Source organism: Candidatus Auribacterota bacterium (genome assembly GCA_026392035.1).
GTDB lineage: Bacteria > Auribacterota > Tritonobacteria > UBA1439 > UBA1439 > JAPLCX01.
The window spans coordinates 43,044-66,983 of the sequence record JAPLCX010000083.1 but is presented as its reverse complement, the minus strand read 5'-3'; the positions used below and the strand labels follow the sequence as shown (position 1 = coordinate 66,983).

The window sequence follows — 23,940 nt, the reverse complement described above, 5'->3', positions numbered from 1 at the left end:
CTTTAACAATTTCAACAATTTGAACGGTTTGAACCTGAGTGCAGGGGTTTAAACCGTTTGAACTTTTATGCAACCATACCTCCTGTCGATTTTATCCGGTCTGATGATGACCGTGTCCTTCCCGAACACGGACTGGAATTGCCTCGCCTGGATCTGCCTGATACCTTTTTTCACGGCCATCGAAGGCAGGGGATGGAAGGAGACACTCCGGATCGGGTACGCGGGGGGAGTCGCCTTTTACTGGAGCCTCTTCTACTGGCTCAATAACGTGACTGTCGCTGGCTTTTTCGTCCTCACGCTCTATCTCGCCCTCTACTTCCCGGTTTTCGGGATCGGCATGAACTGGGTGCGCCGGGAAGGGAGAGTACCCGGCTGGCTCTTCGCCCCGCTCTTCTGGACCGCCCTGGAATACGTTCGGACGTACGCCTTAACGGGGCTTCCCTGGGGTGTGCTGGGAGCGACGCAGTACCGGTTTCTGCACCTCATACAGATAGCCTCTTTGACCGGGGTCTATGGCGTGTCATTCATCGTCGTGCTCGTGAACGCGGTGATATACGAGTGTGCGCTCAGGCGCGGCCGGCGATGCGTGGCGCCGGCTGCCGCGACATTCCTGGTGGTGGGGTTGTGCTCCGCGTATGGCGCCGTGAGCCTTGTCATAGGCGCCCCGGAGGCGAAATTGGTCAAGGTCGCCGTCATCCAGGGGAATGTGCCACAGGAAGAAAAATTCGGGGAGGGTTTCCAGCGGGAGATTATCCAACGCTTCCATGACCTCACCCTCTCGGTCATGAACGAGAAACCGGACATCATTGTCTGGCCGGAGACCTCGGCGCCCGGTTACTACATGTATGACCCGGTTCTCAGGGACTCGCTTGCCGCGCTCCAGCAGGAGACGCGGACGCCGCTCTTCTTCGGCAGTACGCACGCGATTGCGACGGACCGCGGCACTGACTATTTCAACAGCGCCTTCCTTCTTGACGCACAGGGGGGCCCGGTCGCGCGCTACGACAAGATCCACCTCGTCCTCTTCGGCGAGATCATCCCGTGCAAGCGGTTTTTTCCGTTCCTGAAAAAGCTCGTCCCCTTCGAGGAGGGCTTCAGCCAGGGGAAGACCGCGACCGTCTTCTCGATTTCTCAGGTGGACTTCGCCCCGCTCATCTGTTTCGAGGACATATTCCCCGATCTCGCGCGCGAGGCCGTGCAGCGGGGGGCGCGGTTCCTCGTCAATATAACGAACGATGCCTGGTTCGGCAGGTCGAGCCAGCCATACCAGCACGCCGCCTACGCGGTGTTCCGGTGCGTTGAAAACGCGGTTCCCATGGTGCGGGCCACCAACAGCGGCCTCTCATGCTTCATCGATCGACATGGAAGGGTGTATCATGTTCTGCGGGATGCGTTGGGAAGGGAGCTCTGCGTCCAGGGAACGGCGGTGGAGAACATCCGGATCGGGGGAACACCCACGCTGTATACGAAGTGGGGGAATGTTTTTTCGATCTACTGCCTGGCGGCAGTACTCACCATCTTCTGCGGGAGGCTGTTCAGGCGCTCCTGATTATGTGACGATTGCCGCCTGGAGATGCAGTTGCTATATTGGGATTTGGGATTTTGGATTTGGGATTTAAGGTTTGGGATTTGGGATTTATCCGGAGGGTTATATGCTTGACGAACTGATCGACCGGCAAATGCGGCTCATTGATGGCCTGCAGAAGCTCGGAGACTACCTTTGACGTCCCCGGCAAGCGGAAGGAGATTTCCGGCCTCGAGGAGAAGATAGGCAGGTCGGGTTTCTGGAGCGACCAGGCCGGCGCACGGACCGTCACCGAAACGCTCAGCAGGATCAAGGAGACAGTCGGGTGCTGGGAGAAGATCAGCAAGGAAGCGGAGGACATCGGCGTATTCCTCGAACTCATCAGGGCTGAGGGGGACGAGAGCTCCGCCCCAGAACTGGCGAAGGACCTCGAGCGCGTCGAAGGCGAGTACCGCGAGCTCGAGCTCAAGTCGATGCTGGCTGACCCGCACGACCAGGCGGGGGCGATCATGATGATCCACGCGGGGGCCGGCGGCACCGAGTCCTGCGACTGGGTCGCGATGTTGCTTCGGATGTACCGGCGGTGGGCGGAGCAGCGCGGGTGCGCGGTGGAGGTCCTCGACATGACCCCGGGCGAGGAGGCCGGATTCCGCAGCGTCACGCTGTCCGTCAGGGGAGCCTACGCCTATGGCTACCTTAAGGCGGAGCGCGGCGTTCACCGGCTCGTGCGGATTTCCCCGTTCGACTCGAATAAGCGGCGGCACACCTCGTTCGCATCGGCGGACGTGGTGCCGGAGGTGGAGGGAGAGCAGGAGATCGAGATCAAGGACGAGGATCTGAGGATCGACACCTTCCGCGCCCACGGGGCGGGCGGCCAGCACGTGAACAAGACGGACTCCGCCGTCCGCATCACGCACTTCCCGACCGGGATCGTCGTGCAGTGCCAGAACGAGCGCTCGCAGTACAAGAACCGCGTGACCGCGATGCGCGTGCTCACCGCGCGCGTGGCGGAGCACTTCCGGCGGATCAAAGAGGAGGAACTTGCAAAGGAGCGGGGGGAGAAACAGGAAATTGCCTGGGGAAGCCAGATCCGCTCCTACGTCTTCCAGCCCTACCAGATGGTCAAGGACCACCGGACCAGGCATGAAACAGGCAATGTGCAGGCGGTCATGGATGGAGAGATCCAGCCGTTTATCGAGGCGTACCTCAGACACAGTGGAGAGTGAAAAGTGGATGGTGAATAGTGAAAAGAAAAAAGGCAATGGGCTTTACGCGGGGAGCGAATATACGGTACAATCTCACCCGGTTGGAAAGGAGGAGGGCATGAGTGTGATACGTGTATTATGCGCGGGGATCCTGCTCGTGGTGCTGAGCGCGGTTGCGTTTGCCGGTTACTGGGACGATGTCAGCCATAAGGCGGACAGGGGATTCTCCAACGTGCTGGGCTGCTGGCTGGAACTTCCCTACCAGCCGTACGCGATGTGTAAGGAAAAGGGCATCATGCGGGGAGCCCCGATGGGAGTGGGGAAGGGAATCATCATGGTGCCGCTGCGTGTCCTCTCGGGCGCGGCGGACCTTGCAACCTTCCCCATGCCGTTGCCGAAAACAGAATGGAATGGATTGGTTCAGCCCGAGTACAATCCGTGGGTCGAGGCGCCGGAGGGGCCATTGCAGCAGAAGCCGCCTGATGCCCCGCCCCCACCCGCACAGGAGCAACCCATTCAGGCGCAGTGAGGTTGTTGAAGAGGCGCAGCACGCGAGGCGCGCGGGCGTGGAGGAATGGAGCGCCCGTGCGCTTTTGTTTAATTGGTTTTCACCACGGACCTGCCTGCCGGCAGGCAGGGGCACGGAGGGCACGGAGAAGATCGTGTAATGTTTTAACCACTGAAGACACAGAAATCACTGGAGAAACAACGATTCAGAATATTCAGTGTTTTCAGTGGTTAGAGAACTGAGGAGCGGTTTCGGGTGAGGCAATGGAAATAGACAACCTGTACGAACAGAGGCTGGAGAAACTGAAGCGGCTCCGCGAGGCGGGGGCGCGCGTGTACCAGGACGCATTCCCGCGCCGCCAGGCGGTGGGCGAAGCCGTGGAACGTTTTACCGAAGGGGGGGAGGCGCGCCTCGCGGGCAGGCTTGTCTCAATGCGGGGGCATGGGAAGGCTATCTTTGCCGACCTCCGGGATGCGAGCGGAAAGATCCAGCTCTATCTGAGGCAGGATGTGCTCGGGAGCGACGTGTTCTCCCAGGTGAAAAATCTCGATACCGGCGATATCGTCGGCGTGGAGGGGAAGCTTTTCACGACAAAAATGGGCGAAAAGACGCTTGAGGTAAAGCGCATCGAGATCCTCGTGAAAGCCCTCAGGGAGCCTCCGCTCGGCAAGAGCAAGGAAGACAGGCACTGGTACAACCTCGCCGATGTGGAGACCCGCTACCGGCAGCGGTACCTGGATCTCATGTCCAACGAGGAATCGCGCCGCGTGTTCATGCTCAGGAGCCGCGTCATCAGCGGCCTGCGCGCGTTTCTGGATGCGCGCGGGTTTATAGAGGTTGAAACCCCGATGATGCAGCCGCTCCCCGGGGGGGCGACCGCGAGGCCGTTCGTCACCCACCATCGGGCGCTCGACACGGATCTCTACCTGCGCGTGGCGCCGGAGCTGTACCTCAAGAGGTTGCTCGTCGGGGGAATGGAGAAGATTTACGAGCTCAACCGGAATTTCCGCAACGAGGGCATCTCCACCAGGCACAACCCCGAATTCACGATGCTCGAGCTCTACGAGGCGTACGCCGACTACAGGAACATCATGGAGCTTGTCGAGGAGATGATCGGCACGCTGTCGCGGGAGGTGCTGGGGTCTGAGCGCATCAGCTTTCGCGGACACGACATCTCCCTCTCGCCACCCTGGCCGCGCCTGCCCATTCTTGAGGCGGTACGAACGCACACGGGCGAGGACCTCTCTCCCGAGAGGGGAGAAGCGGCGGCCGCGGCGGCTGCGGCGAGGCTGGAGCTCCAGATCGAGGGGCCGAAAACATATGCCAAGATCGTGGATGAGGTGGTGAAGAGCCGCGTGGTCCCCATCCTGATCGCGCCCACCTTCCTCATTGACTATCCCGTTGCGCTCTCCCCCCTCGCGAAAAAGATACCGGAGAAGCCACTACTCACGGAGCGATTCCAGCTTTTCATCGGCGGCCTGGAGGTTGTCAACGCCTTCTCGGAACTCTGCGATCCCCTCGACCAGCGGGAGCGGTTTGAGGCCCAGCGGGCCGCGAGGGACAGGGGAGACGATGAGGCGCACCGGATGGATGAGGACTTCATCAGGGCGCTCGAGTACGGCATGCCGCCGGCGGGGGGGCTGGGGATCGGTGTTGACAGGCTCGTCATGCTCTTCAGCGGCAGGGAGTCCATCCGGGACGTGATCCTGTTCCCGCAATTAAAACCGGAAGATAAGTCAGAAGTGGGACTTGAGAGGTGAGACGAAAATATCGTAGGGATTTTTACCACGGAGGCACGGAGAGCACGGAGTAAGGATATGGCTTATGAAAGCAGTCTCATACCCTCTGTGGTGGAGCTTCCAGGTATGTTATTCATTCGGTTCTTTTGCCCTTTGTAATAATCTCTTGTTCTCCGTGTTCTCCGTGTCTCCGTGGTGAAACAGCATCAGCATCAAGGTGTATCTCATGCAACTCCCATTCGAACTGTTCGTGGGGTTCAGGTACCTCAAGGCGAAGCGCAAGCACCGCTTTATCTCCTTTATCACCGTGATATCCCTGGCAGGCGTGGCGCTCGGGGTGATGGCGCTCATCGTGGTGCTCGCGGTGATGAGCGGGTTTGAGCGCGAGATGAAGGATAAGGTGATTGGAGTGTATTCCGAGCTCACGATCGAGGTGAGGCCGGTGATGCGGGACTACGAGGGGGTGATCAGGAATGCCGAGCAGCTCCCGGACGTGCTCGCCGCGGCGCCGTATATCATCGGCCAGGTGATTGTGAGGGGCGCACGGCAGGCGCGCGGCGTGGTTGTGAAGGGAATTGATCCCCTGCGCGAGGGGAAGACGACCGCGCTCAGGAAGTACATTGCGCAGGGGAATCTCCTCGAATCGGGGGCCGGGATCATCGTGGGGGAGGAGCTCGCGAAGGATATGGGATTTGACGTGGGCGACGAGGTCAAGATCGTCTCCCCCGTTGAGGTGCAGACCCCCGCGGGGCCCGTCCCCGTCGTGCTCGACCGGGTCATCGCCGGCATTTTCAACTCCGGCATGTACGAGTACGACTCCTCGCTCGTCTATGTTGACCTGAACACCGCTCAGAAGCTCTTCCGGTTCGATGGCGCGGTCCATGGCGTGAGCGTGAAGATTAGAGATATGGACCTGACGCGCAGGGTGGAACGGGAGCTCAAGACGGCGTTCCCCTCCCCGTATCTGGTCAAGAGCTGGATGGAGAAGAACCCCAACCTCTTCGCCGCGGTGAGGATGGAGAAGAAGGTCATGTTCTTTATTGTCGCCCTCATCGTGCTCGTCGCCGCCCTCAATATCGCGAGCACCATGATCATGGTGGTGATGGAGAAGACGAAGGATATCGGGATTCTGAAGGCGATCGGGGTAAAACCCCGCAGCATCATGACCATCTTCACGATGGAGGGCGCGCTCATCGGCATCACAGGCGCCCTCATGGGGGTGGCGGCGGGATACCTCTTTTCGGATTCGATCAATCCGATCGCGGATTTCATCGGCTGGCTCACGGGGTTCCAGTTGTTCAAGAGCGATATCTACTACCTGGACAAGATCCCCGTGGAACTGTCATGGGTGAGGATCTCCCTGACCGCCGCCATCGCCATCGCCCTGAGCACGGCTGCTGCGCTCTATCCGGCGTGGCAGGCCTCCCGGCTCGACCCGGTGGAGGCGCTGCGCTATGAGTAGCCTCTCAGGCGTTGCTCCGCCCAGTCATGAGGAACCGTTCTTCGAGGTGAGGGGGTTGTGCAAGTCCTACCTGAGCGGGGAAACGCGGCTGCATGTGCTCAGGGGGATTGATCTCTCGATATCCCGCGGAGAGATACTCTCGATTGTGGGACCTTCAGGAGTCGGGAAGAGCACCCTCCTCCATCTGATGGGAGCACTCGACCGCCCGGACAGCGGCAGCGTGCTGATCGAGGGGCAGGATCTGTTCCTCCTCTCGGAGAACGCACGCGCCAGGCTCAGGAACCTCCGCATCGGTTTTGTATTCCAGTTCTACCATCTTCTGCCTGAGTTCACCGCCCTCGAGAATGTCCTCATGCCCGCGCTCGTGTACGCGGAGGGGAAGTTCGCCAGGGGGGCGGAACGCGAGCGGCGGGCGGAAGAGCTCCTGGGGCTCGTGGGGCTGCGGGATCGAATCCGGCACAAGCCGGCCGAGCTCTCCGGCGGCGAGCAGCAGCGTGTTGCCATTGCGCGGGCGCTCATGAATGAGCCGAGCCTGGTGCTCGCCGACGAGCCGACCGGCAACCTCGACACGCGCACGAGCGCCGAGCTCCACCAGCTCATCGCGGAGCTCAACGCGCGCTCGGGGCAGACATTCGTCATCGTCACACACAATGATGCCCTCGCGGCCATAGCCCACCGGCACCTGAGGATGGTTGACGGAAGGATTGTCTGACAGGGGGCACAGTACAAAATTATGCTGGTGTGCACAGTGAATCAGTGTTGGTGATAGTTTTGGCGCGTAAAGCGTCTGCACTGACAATCTCCACGAGAACGTAATGAGTAACAATGCACCCGAGGAAGCGATGCCGCGGTTGAGAGATCGGTATTGTATCCTGCTCCTTCTCTTTGTTACAGTTGCCCTTTTCAGGAAATCGTTCTTCAATTCCCAGGTTATCCTCAGCCATCCCATTTTTCTCGATCTCACCCACCACATATATCCCTTGAGGCTCTTCGGGTTTGGTCTTCTGAAAAAGGGAGTGATCCCGCTCTGGAATCCGTATCTCTTCTGCGGGGTGCCATTTGTTGCAAACTGGCACTCCGCAATATTCTATCCCCTCAACCTCATATTCCTCTTTATACCTGTCCACAGCGCCCTTAACTACTCGATCGCTTTTCATTTCTTTCTCACCGGTGTCCTCACGTACGCGTTCGTGAGGTATCTCCTGGGAGACCGCTTCAGCGCGCTCGTTTCTGCACTCACCTTTATCTTCTCCGGGCCGTACCTCGTCCAGCTTTTTCCGGGCCATATATTCAATCCGTTGTCCTGGTTCCCGCTCTCCCTGCTCCTCGCCGAGATTGCGTTGCGCAAGAAGGAGATGCGCTACTATATCCTCGGGGGGGCCGTGCTCGCGCTGCAGGTCCTTGCCGGGCACCCCCAATACATGGCGTATTGCCTGGGTGCGCTTGTGCTGTATCTGCTGTTCCGGGGGCTCATCGACTGCCGCGGGGCGGGGAGTATTTCGCCCCTCGGATACGTATGCGGGGGCATCGTGGTCATTCTTGTGGTGGGCATTGCACTCTCCGCGATCCAGCTATTCCCGAGCATGGAATTCACCACTCACTCAAGTCGCACGTTGCTTCGTGATCCAAAGGCGGTGAGCGATGTTTCTTTCCCTCCGGAGAATATCGTCACTTTCCTTGTCCCCGGTTTCTTGGGTGACATGCACGAGGTGCGATATTGGGGGAGATGGCTGCTCTGGGAGACCTGCGCCTATGTGGGAATCCTCCCACTCGTGCTTGCGTTGATAGGATCGCTGTTTATCCGGAATCGCTATACCTTGTTCTTTTCAGGATTGGCGCTCTTTTCACTCCTGCTGGCATTCGGGGCCTATTCTCCGCTTTTTAAAATATTCTACTATCACGTTCCCGGCTTTACCCTCTTCAGGGGGCAGGCTAAATTCATATTCCTGACGACGTTTTCTCTCTCCGTGCTTGCAGGGTATGGGTGCCACTGTGTGACCAGGTGCTCCGGGGAAAGAAAAAAGCAATTCCTGATCGTTGGCGGCGCAACGCTTGCGCTGGCCCTTCTTCTTCTGCTGCTCTGTCTGGTCATGGCCGCCAGCGGAGGGGAACGCTCCTCTCTCTGGCAGGCGGCATTACGTTATCGCGCAGCGAGGGGTTTTGAGGGGACTCCTCCGCCCCATCCCGCAGACATCCAGCTGATACGCGCCACCTACCACGTTGCGTGGAGAGGCATTCTCACTGCTGCCATCTGGCTGGGAGTATCATCTTCTGTTATCTTGATTGCAACGCACAAGAAACAATGGCCGGCGATTGTGAGCGCGCTCATCCTCTGCATCTCCCTCACTGACCTCTGGCACTACGGTTCGAAGTACATCATGGTGAGCCCGCTCTCGTCCTGCTACTGGCCGAGGGGAGTGGCTGATTTTTTTACGTCTGACCGTTCGGACTTCAGAATCCTCGCCCCCAGTATCGCAGTGCCCGGCGCCAATCAGAACATGAACGTGGGGATCTATGCCATTGATGGGTATGAGACGACGAACGTGGGAAGTTACAAGGAATATGTGGATTTCTCACAGGGGGTCTCCTCCGCAACGCAGCTCACCTTTGCCATCAACACCGTCACGCCGATGCTGGAGGCACTTGGCCTCCGATATCTGATCCTTCCCGCGGAGCAGCGTTTTATGAGGGCGGGCTATCGGCTGAGTTTTGGAGGCGACGGGACAAATATCTATGAGCGGGAGACACCCATTCCCCGCGCATACGTGGTCCATAAAGCCCGGATTATTTCCGATCGCGAGAAAATTCTTCACGAATTGGGTGAGCATTTTGATTTCGCCCGCGAGGTCATCCTTGAGAAGAAACCGGGCGTGACGTTGCCTGAGAAGATGGTGGCGGGACAGATAACCCGGGTTGAGCTGACGAGCTCGCTCCCGCGGGAGGTCGTCATCAGAGCGACGCTCCCCGATGCTGGCGTGCTTGTCCTGAGCGATGTCTATTATCCAGGATGGATGGCGTACGTCGATGGTCAGCGCAATGAAATACTCCGCGCGAACTATGCATTCAGGGCGGTTGCACTTGATGCGGGGGCGCACATGGTGACATTCCGCTATGAGTCGCGATCGTTTGCTCTGGGTGCGCGAATAACATTAGGGGCACTGGCAATTCTGGGGCTGTATTTTTGCGCTCTGGCTTGCCGGCGGGGCGCCCTGCCTCATCCGCTCAGGTGAGCTTTTCGATTATCTTGGGCGCAATCTTCCTTATTTAGCTTAATCAGTAAGGGATTATGAGGTTTGGAGTCGGTTACTCGCCGGTTACGGGAAAACTATTTCAGGGGTTCAATTTCTTGCAGAACTTATCGAGCAAGTCTATTTCAGGGAAAACCGGTGCTACGGTTTCACTCTACTGGTGGCTTGCAGCGCTGCTTTTTGGCTTACAGGCCGTTTACTCCTTCCGCTCCATGAATCAGATCCGTTATGAAGAACTGATGGAATCTGTTCGCAACGTGTATTTGCTACAGCACCGCATTGTCTACAACGGGGCGTCAACCAACATCGGGTGGTACGGTCTGTTGCTTTTTGTTTATAACTGCTTTGGCTTCGGACTTCACACGGCCAAGATCGTCCGGCTGGCAATCCATCTCGTTTCAATCTTTTGCCTGGCAGGCGTGCTTCGGAACTTGATGGGCGCAGGCAGGGCCTGGCTGCCCCTTATCACTATAGGACTCTCGCCGATTTTTCTCTATTTCAGCATGATGCAAGGCGGCTACGGCTTCGATCTTCAGTACTTCCCCATTTGTCTCTTTCTGGTAACGAAGCTCAATTTCGATAAGAAATGGCTGGTTGCCATCATACAAATAGCGCTCTGGGGACTGGTTATGATAGCGTGCACGTCGTATCCTGTTTTTATCCTTTACCTGCCGGTTCTGATTATTCTGTATCTTCGACAGCTCGGGAAGCGGGCTAAAATGCGCGGTGCCCTGTATGTAACGGGAAATGTGCTTTTAAGCATTGCTGCCTTCATGGTGCCCTTACTGGTCGGCTTCCTGTATGTAAAGAACAGAAGTATTCTCGTTTATGACCCAGTTACGACAAGGGGCTTATTCCGCGGCGGAGGCGGCATCAAGCCGGATCTGTCCGCTCTTGCCGGATGTCTGAAAGTTGTCTTCAGAGAACTGGTTGTGCGGGGCCAGGGTTATCACTTCGAGCTCTCACGCACCGAATTTTCAGGCGCGACGGGGATCATCCCGGTTGCATTTGTCATGATTGCAGGGATAGTTTTGTTTTTTACAAGAAGGTCGCTCCGGCTCGTCCTGCTTCTCAGCTGGTTGTTGCTTGTCCTCAATCTTATTCTTCCCAATCTGGACATGAACGCGCCGGGCATCCGCCGGTGCACGGGAATCCTAGCGGCAATCTATGCCGTCTACGCGATCGTCTGGTATTATCTGACCGGTCGGGAAACCCGGCCTGCGGGGCTCAAATGGGCCGGCATACTGATTTGCCTGCTCCTCCCGATCCATCATCTGCTGGCATATCCGGAAAATCTTTCTAATCTGGATAATCCCAGCATTTATCGTGTTATAGTATGGTATGACGTCAAGTCCACCCCTTCAGAATCTCTGGACTTTTGGTTGAAGCACACAGAGGAAGGCAAGGGACTTATGCTCATCGACGGGCTCGGAAGGCCGGTTGATCAATACGAAGAAATCTACTATGCCCTGGCCGGCTACCGGTGCTGGAACCACCTTAAAGAAAAACCCATCATGGCCTATGATGAAAAAAGCGGGAAATATATTCCGCTCTCTGTAAGGTAGGTCATATAATGATTATCGCACATGAACATTATTTTTAGCAAAAATACCTCGCCGGTCAAGCTTCTCCTGCTGGTTGGGCTCGCCCTCTTTGTAATGCTCCCGACCCTCATCTACCCACCAGGCAGGGACCAGGGGATGTTTGCCTACGCGGGACATCTCGTGCTCAAAGGAGCGGTCCCCTTCAGGGATTTCTGGGATACGAAACCCCCTGCGATTTATTACATCTATGCGTTGAGTGAGTTTTTGTTCAGCTATTCAATACACGCAATAAGATGGCTGGACCTTTTCTGGCAGGTTGCAACCGCGGCGGTGCTTTTCCAGATCACCAGGCGTATCGCAAAGAGCGATGACGTGGCGGTGATCGCCGGCCTTATCTATGTGAGTGCCTACGCGAGCAGGGGATGGTGGAACACCGCGCAGCCGGACGATTTTCTCAATCTCCCGCTCGCGCTCGCGGTTCTTCTGCTGCTCCGCTCCCTCGACAGGGAGCGGATTCTCTTTCTGTCGTTCGCAGAGGGAATCCTTGTAGGGGCGGCCTTTTATCTCAAGTATCCCATGGGATTGATGCTCGCCGTCTGCATGGTGGTGCTGCTGGTAGGGAAAGGGAGGAGCAGGAGAACGTTCGGGGGCCTCGCCTGCATGGTGGGCGGGTTCGTTCTCTGTGTGGGGAGTTATGCCGTCTATCTTTATTTGACAGGGGCCTGGAGAGAATTCCTGTATACAGAATTCACCTGGGCAAGGGAGTACGGCCGTGTCGGCGCCCCGCCGCACACTGTGTCCGGCTTGTTGCATCTCGGCGACATCTTCAGCTCGCATTTCAGTTTTGTGAGCCTCGCGATCCTCGCGCTGATCAGCTATGCCTGGGCGGCGACGACGAGATCTCCCGGTCTCCGAATCAACCTGATTGCCCTCTGGGCGCTTGCCGCGCTGATGAATCTTTACATCCAGAACAAGTTCTACATCTACCATTTTGCTCCCCTTGCCGCGCCTCTATCGATAGGCGCTTCATCCGCGCTGGCGTTCCCGTTTCGGAAGCATCACGCGCAGCCCCTCAGGCGCGTGGCAGTGCTGGTGCTTGTGCTTGTCGTCGCGATACCGCTCCTTACCGTAAACAGCCGGTATAATGTGTATTGTATGCAGGTGTATAGGGACAGCGCGCGCGCGCTCGCAGACCGGTTGCTAAAACGAAGGGATCTGAACGATTATTACATGAACGTGAGGTTCACCTCGGATGATTTCTCCCTGCCCGCAGACCTGGTCGTGGCAGATTACATTAAGCATACTACAAGACCGGACGAGACGGTTTTTATATGGGGGTGCGAGACACTCGTGTACTATTGTGCCGGGAGGCCGCATGTCTCGCGCTTTATTCACAATTTCCCGCTGCGTTGCAACTGGTCCCCTGACCGCTATGGTGATGAGCTTCTCGCGTCCCTGGTTCGGGGCAGGCCGAAGCTTATTCTCATTGTGAGAAACGATCCTGCCTGGTGGGCGACTGGGACGCGTGACGATTCGCTGAGAAGCCTCGGGAGATATCCAGGTATAGAGAAGTTCATCGCGGGAAATTATATATTCGATAGGGGAATTGAGGATTTTCTCATTTTTAGGAGAAGGGATGTCGGGCATGACGTCGCGACTCACGGCGATGCCGTGGAAACAAAGAAGGGTATGAACAAGCCCCTCCCTGCGCCCCTTCTTTGGGGATAGAGAGGTACTTGCCGTTACGATCGCTCCGTGCTAGCATTGGTGTGTGGTGCATGATGAAAATGTATACGTGCAATAAATGCAGGGAGGTATTTGCCTCTGCGGGTGTCACGGTGGCTCGCGTGTGCCCGTTCTGCCAAACGCCGCTCAACGCTCAACGCATTCCGATTGATCTCTCAATCTGTGCGCCGATGTGGTGTGAGGAATGTGTTGTCGAGGCATTTGTTGAGCGTGCCGCCCGTGCTGCCTTAAGCTGTAGCCGCGAATTTGAAATTATTATCGTTGATGACGGGAGCCGCGATGCGACGTGGGAGAAAATCACGCGGCTTTCGCGACAAAAGCCATACCTCCGCGGCATCCGGCACTCTCGAAACTTCGGGCTCCAAGCGGCGGTTACCACCGCTCTCCAAAAGGCGCGCGGACGGGCGGTGGTCATCATTGACGGCGATCTCGAGGATCCCCCCGAGCTCATTCCAACGCTCTATCAGAAATGGCGGGATGGAGCAAAGATCGTTTACACTGTCAAAGAAGATCGAAGGGCGGGCGTGCTCAAGGGCCTTCTTTTCAAAGCATTTTATTCGCTCTTCACACGACTCGCGTCTCCCCCGATGATTCCACAGTCAGGGCTTTTCTGCTTGCTCGACCGACGGGCCGTCGACGTGATCGCACAGTTCCCGGAGCGTGTGCGTTATATTCCCGGATTGCGGACGTGGGTCGGATTTTCCCAGGCAGAGGTACATTATTCCCGAGACAGGCGCTACGATGCGACTCCCAGGCAATCATTATTCACTCTGGTCCAGATGGCCATCGAGGCACTCACGTCTTTTTCGAGCGCGCCACTCCAATTTGGCCTCGGTATAGGCGTTTTAAGCTGTGCGCTCAGTCTGATCGCGATCCTGGTGATCGTGTGCATCCGTGCATTTACCAGTCGGGCTATACCGGGGTGGGCGACCTATACCACCCTTCTCATCGGGCTTGGCGGCTTTCTCTCCCTTTACATCAGCATCATCGGGTGCTATCTGGGGCATGTGTACATCGAGGTCAAACGTCGGCCCCATAGCCTCATCGCCGAGGAGATCGGGGGACCATTCCATGAGGGAGATGCCGCTGCCACGATATGAACTTCATCGTGAGATAGAGGATACACACTGGTGGTTCCTGGCCAGGAGAAGGATTATCATTGACCTCCTCACGAGATACATCCCCCCGCAGAAGGGCTTCACCGTTGTGGAAGTTGGGTGTGGCACGGGCGGCAACCTTGTACAGCTCAATAAGTATTACCGGGCGGTCGGCACAGAGATATCCGAATTCGCTGCCGACGTGGCACGAAAGCGCACAGGGTGTCCTGTATTTCTTGGAGATGGTCTTGATGGCCTCATCGGGATGGAGGGTGATATCAAGGGGGTGCTCCTCCTCGACCTATTGGAGCACCTGAAAGATACTGTGGGCTTTCTTGCCACGCTCTCTTCATCTGTGGCCGCAGGCACTCTCCTGCTCGTCACCGTGCCCGCAGGTCAATGCATCTTCAGCGAGCATGACCTCGCCTTCGGGCATCTGAGGCGTTATAATCGCTCCCGCCTTCAAAAGGAACTGGCACAATCTGGATTCGAAATCAGTTACATCTCGTATTATAATTCACTGCTCTGCCTCCCCGCGATTATTATTCGGCTGCTCAGAAAGCTCATCCTCCCCTTGCGGAAGGGTGCGCGCTATAGAACTGATTTCTGGTTTCCCCCTCCACCTTTTAATCGCATGTTTGAGGGGATTATGGGTGCAGAACGGTTTCTGTTGCGGAGATGCACACTCCCATTCGGGCTCAGTCTCATTGCGCTTGCCGAAAAGAAAGGCATGCCAGAAGAATGATAATGGTGGTTGCGGTATGGTCTTAATCTCGAGTGCCTCATGGTGCGCCGCGAGATGGCGTAGGCACTTCTTATTTATCAGGACTTATGGCAACCGCGTATATTATGGAAGGAAGAGGCGCACTATAGTATCATTCCACGTCATAGTGGTGGATAACGGAAAGGATGTGGGGCGGAAGACGAAAGTTCATCCGCTGGGGAATCCGCGCGAATGTTCGAAGGAGGGGGAGCAAATACTTGTTCAGGTGCCGTCGGAGGGATAGGTACTCATAGGTGCGTCGTGCGTTTATCCCCTGTGTTATGAAAGGGCTATCGGAGAATCCTAATCGGGCTGTAGCACACGCGCGCGCTTCCTTGACGCCGTATGTTTGGAGTGCGATAGTAGTTCACGCGGTTATGGCATTCCATAACTATACCGGTGTCGATGGGGCCAACTTTTTTAGCTATTACAGCCAGTATGCATTTGGTATGCCGAGCGGGCGCTGCCACTATTTCAGCGCGTCGTTCAGTGTCCTCGCCATCCCCCATCTGCTGTCATGTCTATGTGATATCCCTCTCACGACGTGTGCGAAGTGTATTCACGCACTCAGCTGGATTGCCTGTTCGTATATTGTGGTGACAATTTTTCACAACCGCAGAACCGGGTCCTCCCCATGGTGGTTTATCATGCTTGCCTTTAATCCGGTTGCCATGTTCGCCATCCATTACCACGTGCAATCAGACGCGACGGTTCTATTCCTGATGATCACCGGGCTGGCCCTCTATAATGCAAAAGGGGCACCCTCGAAAATCCTGGCGGGTATGAGCTGGGCTGTCGCGGTGAGCATCAAGGCCTTCCCGCTCCTCCTGCTCCCCCTGTTTATCTTCGACAGGAGCAGTCGTACGAGGGATAAGGCCATTTTTTATATGAGCGTCGCCCTTTTCTTTATAATCCCGGAAATTCCCTGGCTGTGCACAATAGGGTGGGCGAAGACGTACGCCGATGCCATCGGTCATAGCTACGTCTGCCGTTTCGGTTTGAACCGTATCGCGATGGCGGCACAGGGAGAGGGGCTATATGCCTGGTTCGTCAGGCGGCTGTTTACGAGCGCGGACTTTTCGTTTCAATGGATTGCCATCGTTCTTGTTCTGGTGGCAGGGTTCCTCGTTTTGTTCCGCAAGATCACACTATTTCGTTCGATGGGGCTCTACTTCGCTCTTCTCCTGCTTTTCTCTGTGAAGAATGCCCCGCAATATTTCATTTTCGTAATCCCATTTGCAGTGCTGGCCAAAAGAAAAGGGGCGCTCATCTTCGCCAATGCTGCCTATGCGATTATTTTGGTCTTCTTTTATCTTCTTGACGAGGAAATGAACGGTAGCTACTGTCTCCTCAGGGTGTTGAATTTCATGTCGATCAGTCCCGGAGCCTTGGTATTCTGGGATAGGCTCAAGGAACCTATCTCCCTGTACGTCTGGGGATATCTCTATCTCATTGCGTCCTTCCTCTTCGTGTGGATATATCTGCCAGCACAAGGTGGGAGGCAGAATGCCGGAGCCCTTTCAAGGGAAATCAGCCTGACATTCAGACGCCTTTTCTGCGGAGCGCTCCTTTTACTCTGGGGGCTGTCGTTCTTCAGCATGCGTTTCGCAGGGAATCCCTTCTCCTATCCTGACAATGGATTCCCGGAGGCGGTAAATTGCAACACCATGCTTGAACCTCCATCTACCCTGAATTGGTATGGAGGCAGAGGGGAATATGAGTTGCAATTCACCGGCATGAGGCCGGGTGACGCAGTTCGTGTGTCAGGGGATTCCTACTTTTTGATCCGACTCGCGAATCACACCCTGGGCCCCTATCGGGGTGACGGGAATAAACTCTACAGCTTCTGGTGGGGGATCTCATACCCCCTCACCTATGAGGCATTACGGGAGAGTGGATTCAAGGTGACCATCATAAATTATCTCTGTTCGATACGGGGGATCAATACCATCACGGCGCGCCTGATCGGACAGGGGAGGGATTGGGACCCGTACGGCCACATGCTTGACGGGAAGGTCAAAGTGACCAGATGCCGCATTGACGGGGTCGATTATGGCGTCGAGCTTGGCCAGCGCACAGGATGGCTCGACAGCGTATGGCTTTCCATAAGGCCGAAGAACTTCCAGTTTAAGGGTGCCTCATACATCAATATCTTCACCATAATCTTGTTATATATAATAGTCTTTTTCGCGGTAGTAGGCGGGCGACTGAAGATGGGAAAAGGAGAACGCTAGCGGGTGTCATTCTTTCTCCCGAGAGGATAAGGGGAATTATGGCCAAGCGGTCCAATCGCATGCTGCACTGCGCGGCGCTGACGTGCACCATTCTGATTGCCTACACCTTTTTCGTGCCGCCGCCGTCCCCGGAAAATTTCGGTACGAACACCAGCGTCAGGTTCTATCTCGCCAAAAGCCTCGCGCTCGATCGGAGCTTTTCCATAGAGAAATATTACCTCGGCGGAATAGACGCCGCGTTTTATCAGGGCCATTACTACAGCGGGAAGGCTCCCGCGACATCGTTCCTCGCCGTTCCTGTGTACTGGTTGGCATGGGAAACAGTCGGAAGGTATTTCGCCATTCCCGACTGGGTTTATCTCTACCTGGTTCAGGTGTGCGTGATCGCCCTGCCGAGCGTGCTCCTGGCCCTTCTCCTGCACGATGTTCTCAACCGTTTCGTGCGATCTGAATATTATGCCGATCTGCTCGTCGTCGCCTACAGCCTGGGGACCATGGCCTTCCCATACAGCACTCAGTTTGTGGGACACCAGCTCGCTGCCGTACTGTTATTCGGCTGTTTTATAGTATTGCTAAAATGGAGAAGAGTCTTGGCTTCCGCCATTTCGCCGACGAGCTTGTCCCGAGCGGAGTCGAGGGGCCGTTTCGCCCGCTCGTCGCTTCTGGTGGCGGGAGTGCTCGGCGGGCTCGCGGTCGCGGCTGACTACCAGGTGATGCTCATTCTGTGCGTGATATTCATCTTCACTGCATTCTCTTTCCGGCGGATCGGAGATACCATCATTTTTGCCCTCGGGTGCATCCCCGGTGTTTTTTTAATCCTCTTGTATAACTACGCCTGCTTTGGTGACATGCTCAGTTTCCCCTATGCCCACGAGGCGATGCCGATCGCGAGGGAGGTTCAGTCACAGGGTCTTTTCGGCGTGAGAATGCCGGAACTCATCCCGTTCCTGATGTTGATGGTGAGCCCTTTTCGCGGCATATTTTTTGTCTCGCCGTTTTTGCTGCTGATAGTGCCAGGGCTGTATTCGCTCGCAAAAAGGAGTACAGATAACGATGCGGTGGAGAGTGTCGTCGGCCTGGGCAGGGGGAGACTTTTTTGGCTATGCCTTATCACTGTTCTCGGCTATGCCATCTTCAACTCTTCGTACACTGCGTGGGCGGGCGGCGCGGGTTACGGTCCGAGGTTTTTAGTCCCTGTGATTCCGTTTTTTATAGTACCGATCGCGTCCCTCATGGCGCGGCAGCCCAAGGGGTACGGCTGGATGCTCAGCGTTCTCGTTATTTATTCGGTAATCTTTAATTTTATTGGCACCGCGGCGGGGGCATCTGCCCATGAGCACCTGCATAATCCAGTGAGGGAATTTTTATTGCCATCCTTCCTGAGGGGTAATGTGCGGCCGAACTGGCTCACACTCCTGGGATGTCCTCGCGGGGCGAGCCTCGTGGTGTTGGTCACACTCATTGGCGGAGGTATCGCCTTGTTCCTAGCCACGGGGAAAAGAATGGGAACAGTGGGAGCACGATCTCCTTTGACATCGCTGGACATGTGTTTTCTGTGGCTCTGTATTCTGATCACATGTGCAATGATTCTTCTCTTCATATTCTATGAGACACCGGAGAGCGCCTACAGGTACGCGGTGATCGGGCACAGCTATGACTATTCGGGTGACAGGGAGGCGGCGATCCCCTATTTTGAGAAGTCCCTTCAAATGGATCCCTTGAATCCGCTCGTGCTCAACGACCTCACGGCGATTCTCATTGAGAGAGGTGAGTATCGGAAATCGCTCGAGATTCATCTCCGCGCGCTCGCGGTGAGGCCAGAGGAGCAGGAAATAAAGGCACGAGCAGCGCTGCTCGCGCGCATTGTGGATGTTTCAAACGTGATCGATTCTTCTCCTCAACAGAGAGAACTCCTGCTCGGACGCGCCGCCCTCCTCGATAGGATGGGGTGCTCCGCCGCTGCGCAAAGAGACAGGGAGGCGGCGTCGCACGTGAGTCCAGGGCTGACTCCCTGATACGAGGGACTGGAGGGGATAACGGTAGTGGTGAACCAGTTATGAAAACGTCGGCAGCGGTAAAGCTGCTTCTGGCACTCTCAGTTGTGATGTGGCTTCCCGTCGCCTTCCAGCTGGGGGGGTGGGGTATAGACGTGTGGCACCGGGCCTTTCTCCTTGCCGGCGTGCCGCGGCTCACTCTCTTGAGGTATCACCAGTTCCCCTTCTGGAATCCATGGGCATCGGGAGGAGTGCCATTTTTCGCGTATCCCATTTCCTCATTTTTTTCTCCCGCCTTTATACTCACCGTGGCCTTTGGACCGGTGGTAGGGTCGAAGCTGCGCATTCTCTTGGTTCTCTGGGTAGGGCTCTGCGGGGGATATCTGCTCGGAAGGCGTTTTACGCCAGGGCGATTCGCACCTTTTCTATGTGCCTTCGTGTACATGTTCAGCAGCTGGTACCCGCTCTATATGTCGCACTGGCATGACGAATTTATTCCCTTTGCATATCTTCCATGGCTGATCCTTTTTTATGAAAAGGCGCTGGAGAATATGCGCTGGTGCGCGGGAGGAGGTCTGGTGCTTGCGCTCATGATTTTCGAAGGCGGGATATATCCGGTGCCGTACGCGCTTCTCTTCCTTTCGCTATACGCGCTGATCGAGGCTGTTATGAGAAAGCGTCTTTTACCGATTGGAGTCTTTCTCATCACGGTGATACTCGGCCTGGCACTGAGCGGAGTGAAGCTAGTCCCGATGACGGAATTTCTCTCAAGGAATCCTCGGCCGACGTTTTGGAGAGAGCCGGTGCTTTCTTGGTTGGCGCTACCACGCATGTTTCTCGGGCGCGACCAGATAAGTGAGACCAACTTTACGGGTGCCTGGCTCGGATGGTGGGAATATGGAGCCTACGTCGGGGTGCTCCCGATGCTCCTCGCCGTGAGCGCGCCTTTTCTTGCGCGTAAAAGAGCGCTCCCCATGGGGATTATGGCACTGCTATTCTTCTGCCTCATGTTTGGTGATTACGGAATGATGTCACCATGGCACTGGATACATCTGCTCCCCATGTTCACATCCCTTCATGATCCGGTTAGGTTCCGGGTGATATTGATATTCTGTCTCGCGCTGATGAGCGCGATGACCGTTTCGCGATTGGAGGAATTGGTGCGCGTGCTTCACGGAGAATGGCCATGGGCGCTCACCATGGCATTAGGGATAGCTACTGTGGCTGTGGTGACGGACCTCATGGTGGTGTCAGCCCCAATCTACACCAGCGTCTCCACCAGTGCTCCGCTTGAGCCAAAAAGGTCAGGTCCCTTCCACCAGGTGCGACTTCCTAAAGAAGAGCAGCAGGGACCTCGCTCGTTCCTCTGTTTTCTTCAGAACGAAGGCTTGATTAATAATTACGACGGATTCGATCTGCCGCTGGTGGGCGTGAATGCCTTCGATGAACCAGGCTACCGGGGCGAGGTCTGGCTTGCTCATGGGAGCGGTTCTGTAGAAACTGTTATGTGGAGCCCGAACAGGCTGTGCTACAGAGTTCGATGTACCGCGCGGGATTTGCTTATGATAAATCAGCGTTACGATCCAGGCTGGCGCACGGAAGGAGGGAAGCAGGCAATTTCAAAGAATGGGCTCCTTTCGGTGCCTATCGCCCCTTCTGACGCGGAAGTATCCTTGTATTATAGACCACCACTTTATTATACGGGGGTGGTAGTGTCAATGTTGGGAGGATTTGCTATTCTTATCCTATGGTGCAAGGCAAGACATTAAATGTGGGATGCATGTATGAATAAAGATTTCAGTAAATATCTTCATCTTTTTCTATTCCTACTTGCTGTTTCCGGACTGGCGATTTTTTATTACTCGCGGATATTTGGCAACCTATGCATTGACAGTGACACGTTGAATTATGTCATGGATCTCGATGGGAAGAAGGATACACTGACTTTTTTCAAGACCTTTGGGGTGACGGGTTGGTTTTCCAAGTTCCATCTGCTGTTTTTCCCCTTGGTGTATTTGGTGACGGGCGCATATTCGCTGTGGAACGGATGGGATTTTTTGATGGGGTTCAAAATTATCTCGTATCTCTCCGCCCTTGGCACATTCGGCCTGCTTTATTATATCTGTCGCAAGTTGATTAATAACTTTTGGATCGGCCTGGTCATCAGTCTTATTCCATTTCTGACGTTTGGGCCATGCTGGCTTATCACCACCTGTGACGATAACGTTATTGCAACACTGTGCGATCTGCTTTTTATAATGGCCCTTTTGTTTTTTGCGGGCGCTCTGGGCGGCGATTGGGCCAGACATCATACTTATAAGGCCGCATGGCTCATCGGTGTCTCTGTTTCGCTTGGTTTGGCAATACACATGAAGAGTATCGTTACATCGCCGCTTATTCTGACACCGCTTTTCCTAAAGGACTTCTCACGGAAAACAAGGCTGAAGGCGATGGCTCACATAATACTGAGCATTGTGCTGTGTATGGGAAGTCTGTATTGTATTTACTGGTATCAGAGCAGCGCTGAGCCGATTGGTTCAAAGACGGACTTCTGGGTTTTTCACCGTGTGCCTGGGCGTTTCTTTTTCATCCAGGGGAGCCAGCCTTTCTCTGTGCAGGTGGATTTTGTGTATCAGGGCATAAAATCGTCTCTGTATGCGGAAGTTGAGCTGTTTCTTTTGAATATTATGGACCATGATATTCTCGGCCACGTAGTGATAGGTTCCTTTTTCCTGCTATACTTGATCGCATTATTCAAAACAAGAACACAAAGGGCGAGTCGAATCCTTTTCTTCTTCTTTCTTCTCCACTTCCTGCATTCATCGGTATATGACTCATGGGTATACGAGAGGTGGGACTCGATATTGATCCCGATGTTTCTTACTATAGGTATGTGCAGCGATGAACTGCTCCTGAATCATATTCGGAGATGTTATCCGCTATTGAAGAGGGCTTATCTTGCAGGGGCAATAGCTGTCTTCTCGGTATTGGTGTGGGCCAATATTAATAATACCCGTCTTCTGATTGATGTAACGACAGGTCACCTGCAGGCCGAAAAAAGCTCCAAGAAATGGAGATGGCCGCCTTTCTGCTTTATGCTATTCAGTCATAAGGATATTTACAATTTGGCGGTGAATCTGGATCATTATTTTGATGCTAAAACATACGTGTTGCCGCTATCGTTGTCGCAACCCCGGGCGCCAGATATCATTGATAAGTACTTCAGGCTATATTCTAAAAATTATCGAATGAGGCAACTCAAAAGCCCTCAGCAAATCATGGGTCTCGCCAGCAGCGGACAGATGGACAAGCTACTTTTTATAGGTGCGGTGCACATTCCGTTTGTGTATGTGTCAGATGAGAGCTTTATCCGGATTGATCCCCGGAGCGTAAAAGTGGTATACAAGAATGATCAACTTGTGTTGAAAGAAGCTGATTTTGTCCGAAAGGGCAACCCAATACCTGATTGAAAGAAACCCTTATTCTTCCTCCCGCCGGATATTTCTAAATTCTACTAAGAGCAACTGATATTGCCCCGGTTGATGGGCGCCGATGCGCACAATACGCTTGATGCGCCACGGCGGCATGTCCTTGACCAGGTACGTATCGCCCGGACTGATGATCAGATAGTCCGAACGCGCGATGGCTGCCTTTAAGTCAGCAAGGGGGGCGGTAGGATGAAATTCCCGGATAGTGAGGCTCTTAGGGCTATTTATCAGGCAGAAATAAGGGTCGGGAACACAGTGCAGGAAAATGGTTGAATGTGGGCGCAGTTCCTTCTCTATATCCTCGCAGATGCCGGAGTAGTCATAGCGCATCGTGGCGATATAGGTCCATCGGTAATCAGCCGCATTATTGTATATGAGGAATCCGATAAAGAACAGAGCGATGCATGGCACCGGCGCGCGTATTCTCCATAGCCGGCCTGCACATAATGCCACCGCGAATGCGCAAAAGGGCGCATAGTAAATCGAGTACCACATCTCTCTGCCGCTGAGCGCCATGATTAATGCCGTGGAGCATAATAGTGAGAGAAAGAAGAGGGAGTTATCTTTTCCCCTTAATGATATTGTAAATATGCCAAGCGTTGCCGCGATATATATTAGCAATGAGACCCGGCGTCCGCTCTGCCCCCAAAGCGACCACAGCCAGTATCTGACACCCATTTTACGGCCGAATTGGCCAAGCATCTGCTTCTCAAAGTATGTATAGTGCTGTGCGATATATATCCCCCAGAGGGCAATCAATAGCAGAAAAGGGATGAGCAGATAGACAGTGCCGCTTAACCTGGCTTTGCCGCGCGCGACGTTTATGAAATAATGGATGCAAATGGATATGACGGCAATGAGTCCCAGAGGATGGGTGAGCACCGCCAGCCCCATGCAGAGGCCTGTCATAGTGAGGTTCACTTTATGTGCCGGACAGTTTATGCATCGCGCATAGAAGTACGATGCCGCGGTTATCAGCACCACGCACAAGATATCGGGGCGGGCGATACGGCATCCTCGCAGGAACTCCGGATCGATGGCAAGAAGGGTGCAGGCGAGGATGCCGACCCATCCGGTTCGGGCCACCGCTTTTGCAAGGAAGAAAAGCAGGACAAAAAGCGACATCCCCAAGGCGACAGAGGTCCAACGCAGGACCAGGATGTTCATGCCAAATAATTTTATGATCCCGGCCAGGAAAAGGAAATAGAGGGGGGGATTGGAATAGGTGTAGCGCTCCAGGCCGGGCACAATTCCATAGTAGAGCTCTGATCCCAGATACCCATGGGTGGCGAGGATATACGCAGGGCTTGCGAAGAGGGAATCGTCGGGCCATACCGGAGGCTCTTTGAGCAAAAGTGGCTTATTGAGTATGGCAAAAATTATGCCT

16 protein-coding genes are annotated in these 23,940 nt (G+C 55.1%); 15 read left to right on the top strand and 1 reads right to left on the bottom strand.

Annotated features, from left to right (window positions below; genetic code table 11):
- The first annotated feature begins 103 nt into the window (after positions 1–103).
- From lnt to NTX71_08910, 15 genes are all read left to right on the top strand, one after another.
- Positions 104–1,549: an apolipoprotein N-acyltransferase gene (lnt, locus tag NTX71_08980; protein ID MCX6340037.1), complete on the top strand. Its 1,446-nt coding sequence runs from the start codon at positions 104–106 to the stop codon at positions 1,547–1,549.
- A gap of 103 nt (positions 1,550–1,652) precedes the next feature.
- Positions 1,653–2,751 (top strand): peptide chain release factor 2 gene (gene prfB, locus NTX71_08975; protein MCX6340036.1). Its coding sequence is split into 2 segments (ribosomal slippage): positions 1,653–1,709 and positions 1,711–2,751, totalling 1,098 coding nucleotides; the frame shifts between segments, so codons are not numbered across the junction.
- Between the two features lie 97 nt (positions 2,752–2,848).
- Complete coding sequence (locus NTX71_08970) at positions 2,849–3,259, top strand: exosortase system-associated protein, TIGR04073 family (GenBank protein MCX6340035.1); 411 nt, start codon at positions 2,849–2,851, stop codon at positions 3,257–3,259.
- A 242-nt stretch (positions 3,260–3,501) separates the two neighbouring features.
- A complete protein-coding gene (lysS, locus tag NTX71_08965; protein ID MCX6340034.1) occupies positions 3,502–4,998 on the top strand; it encodes a lysine--tRNA ligase in 1,497 nt (498 codons plus the stop codon).
- Between the two features lie 205 nt (positions 4,999–5,203).
- The gene (locus NTX71_08960; protein ID MCX6340033.1) at positions 5,204–6,439 is read left to right on the top strand and encodes a lipoprotein-releasing ABC transporter permease subunit; all 1,236 of its coding nucleotides are present in this window, start codon (positions 5,204–5,206) and stop codon (positions 6,437–6,439) included.
- A complete protein-coding gene (locus tag NTX71_08955) occupies positions 6,432–7,151 on the top strand; it encodes an ABC transporter ATP-binding protein (GenBank protein MCX6340032.1) in 720 nt (239 codons plus the stop codon). Before NTX71_08960 ends, NTX71_08955 begins: the two co-directional genes overlap by 8 nt.
- A 103-nt stretch (positions 7,152–7,254) precedes the next feature.
- Positions 7,255–9,669: a YfhO family protein gene (locus tag NTX71_08950; GenBank protein ID MCX6340031.1), complete on the top strand. Its 2,415-nt coding sequence runs from the start codon at positions 7,255–7,257 to the stop codon at positions 9,667–9,669.
- A 116-nt stretch (positions 9,670–9,785) separates the two neighbouring features.
- On the top strand, positions 9,786–11,252 hold the full coding sequence (locus tag NTX71_08945; protein ID MCX6340030.1) for a hypothetical protein: 1,467 nt from the start codon (positions 9,786–9,788) through the stop codon (positions 11,250–11,252).
- A 21-nt stretch (positions 11,253–11,273) separates the two neighbouring features.
- On the top strand, positions 11,274–12,959 hold the full coding sequence (locus NTX71_08940; protein ID MCX6340029.1) for a glycosyltransferase family 39 protein: 1,686 nt from the start codon (positions 11,274–11,276) through the stop codon (positions 12,957–12,959).
- 59 nt (positions 12,960–13,018) lie between these two features.
- Entirely contained in the window at positions 13,019–14,077 is a 1,059-nt protein-coding gene (locus NTX71_08935; GenBank protein MCX6340028.1) for a glycosyltransferase family 2 protein, read from the top strand.
- Positions 14,049–14,819 (top strand): class I SAM-dependent methyltransferase, encoded by a 771-nt coding sequence (locus tag NTX71_08930; GenBank protein ID MCX6340027.1) that lies wholly within the window; start codon positions 14,049–14,051, stop codon positions 14,817–14,819. Before NTX71_08935 ends, NTX71_08930 begins: the two co-directional genes overlap by 29 nt.
- A gap of 395 nt (positions 14,820–15,214) precedes the next feature.
- Positions 15,215–17,071, top strand: coding sequence for a glycosyltransferase 87 family protein (locus tag NTX71_08925; GenBank protein ID MCX6340026.1), 1,857 nt, complete (start codon positions 15,215–15,217; stop codon positions 17,069–17,071).
- A gap of 38 nt (positions 17,072–17,109) precedes the next feature.
- Entirely contained in the window at positions 17,110–19,086 is a 1,977-nt protein-coding gene (locus tag NTX71_08920; protein MCX6340025.1) for a tetratricopeptide repeat protein, read from the top strand.
- A 41-nt stretch (positions 19,087–19,127) separates the two neighbouring features.
- On the top strand, positions 19,128–20,834 hold the full coding sequence (locus tag NTX71_08915) for a hypothetical protein (GenBank protein MCX6340024.1): 1,707 nt from the start codon (positions 19,128–19,130) through the stop codon (positions 20,832–20,834).
- A 15-nt stretch (positions 20,835–20,849) separates the two neighbouring features.
- Positions 20,850–22,535, top strand: coding sequence for a hypothetical protein (locus tag NTX71_08910; GenBank protein MCX6340023.1), 1,686 nt, complete (start codon positions 20,850–20,852; stop codon positions 22,533–22,535).
- 9 nt (positions 22,536–22,544) lie between these two features.
- Here the strand turns inward: NTX71_08910 and NTX71_08905 are convergent, their stop codons facing one another.
- Positions 22,545–23,906: a glycosyltransferase family 39 protein gene (locus tag NTX71_08905; protein MCX6340022.1), complete on the bottom strand. Its 1,362-nt coding sequence runs from the start codon at positions 23,904–23,906 to the stop codon at positions 22,545–22,547.
- Positions 23,907–23,940: the final 34 nt, after the last annotated feature.

Excerpts from the sequence above, each read along its gene's own strand:
- NTX71_08970 (MCX6340035.1), top strand. The coding sequence starts at position 2,849 with ATGAGTGTGATACGTGTATTATGCGCGGGGATCCTGCTCGTGGTGCTG.
- NTX71_08960 (MCX6340033.1), top strand. The coding sequence starts at position 5,204 with ATGCAACTCCCATTCGAACTGTTCGTGGGGTTCAGGTACCTCAAGGCG.
- NTX71_08955 (MCX6340032.1), top strand. The coding sequence starts at position 6,432 with ATGAGTAGCCTCTCAGGCGTTGCTCCGCCCAGTCATGAGGAACCGTTC.
- NTX71_08920 (MCX6340025.1), top strand. The coding sequence starts at position 17,110 with ATGGCCAAGCGGTCCAATCGCATGCTGCACTGCGCGGCGCTGACGTGC.
- NTX71_08930 (MCX6340027.1), top strand. The coding sequence starts at position 14,049 with ATGAGGGAGATGCCGCTGCCACGATATGAACTTCATCGTGAGATAGAG.
- NTX71_08950 (MCX6340031.1), top strand. The coding sequence starts at position 7,255 with ATGAGTAACAATGCACCCGAGGAAGCGATGCCGCGGTTGAGAGATCGG.
- NTX71_08910 (MCX6340023.1), top strand. The coding sequence starts at position 20,850 with ATGAATAAAGATTTCAGTAAATATCTTCATCTTTTTCTATTCCTACTT.
- NTX71_08940 (MCX6340029.1), top strand. The coding sequence starts at position 11,274 with ATGAACATTATTTTTAGCAAAAATACCTCGCCGGTCAAGCTTCTCCTG.
- lysS (MCX6340034.1), top strand. The coding sequence starts at position 3,502 with ATGGAAATAGACAACCTGTACGAACAGAGGCTGGAGAAACTGAAGCGG.
- NTX71_08915 (MCX6340024.1), top strand. The coding sequence starts at position 19,128 with ATGAAAACGTCGGCAGCGGTAAAGCTGCTTCTGGCACTCTCAGTTGTG.
- lnt (MCX6340037.1), top strand. The coding sequence starts at position 104 with ATGATGACCGTGTCCTTCCCGAACACGGACTGGAATTGCCTCGCCTGG.
- NTX71_08935 (MCX6340028.1), top strand. The coding sequence starts at position 13,019 with ATGTATACGTGCAATAAATGCAGGGAGGTATTTGCCTCTGCGGGTGTC.
- NTX71_08925 (MCX6340026.1), top strand. The coding sequence starts at position 15,215 with ATGGCATTCCATAACTATACCGGTGTCGATGGGGCCAACTTTTTTAGC.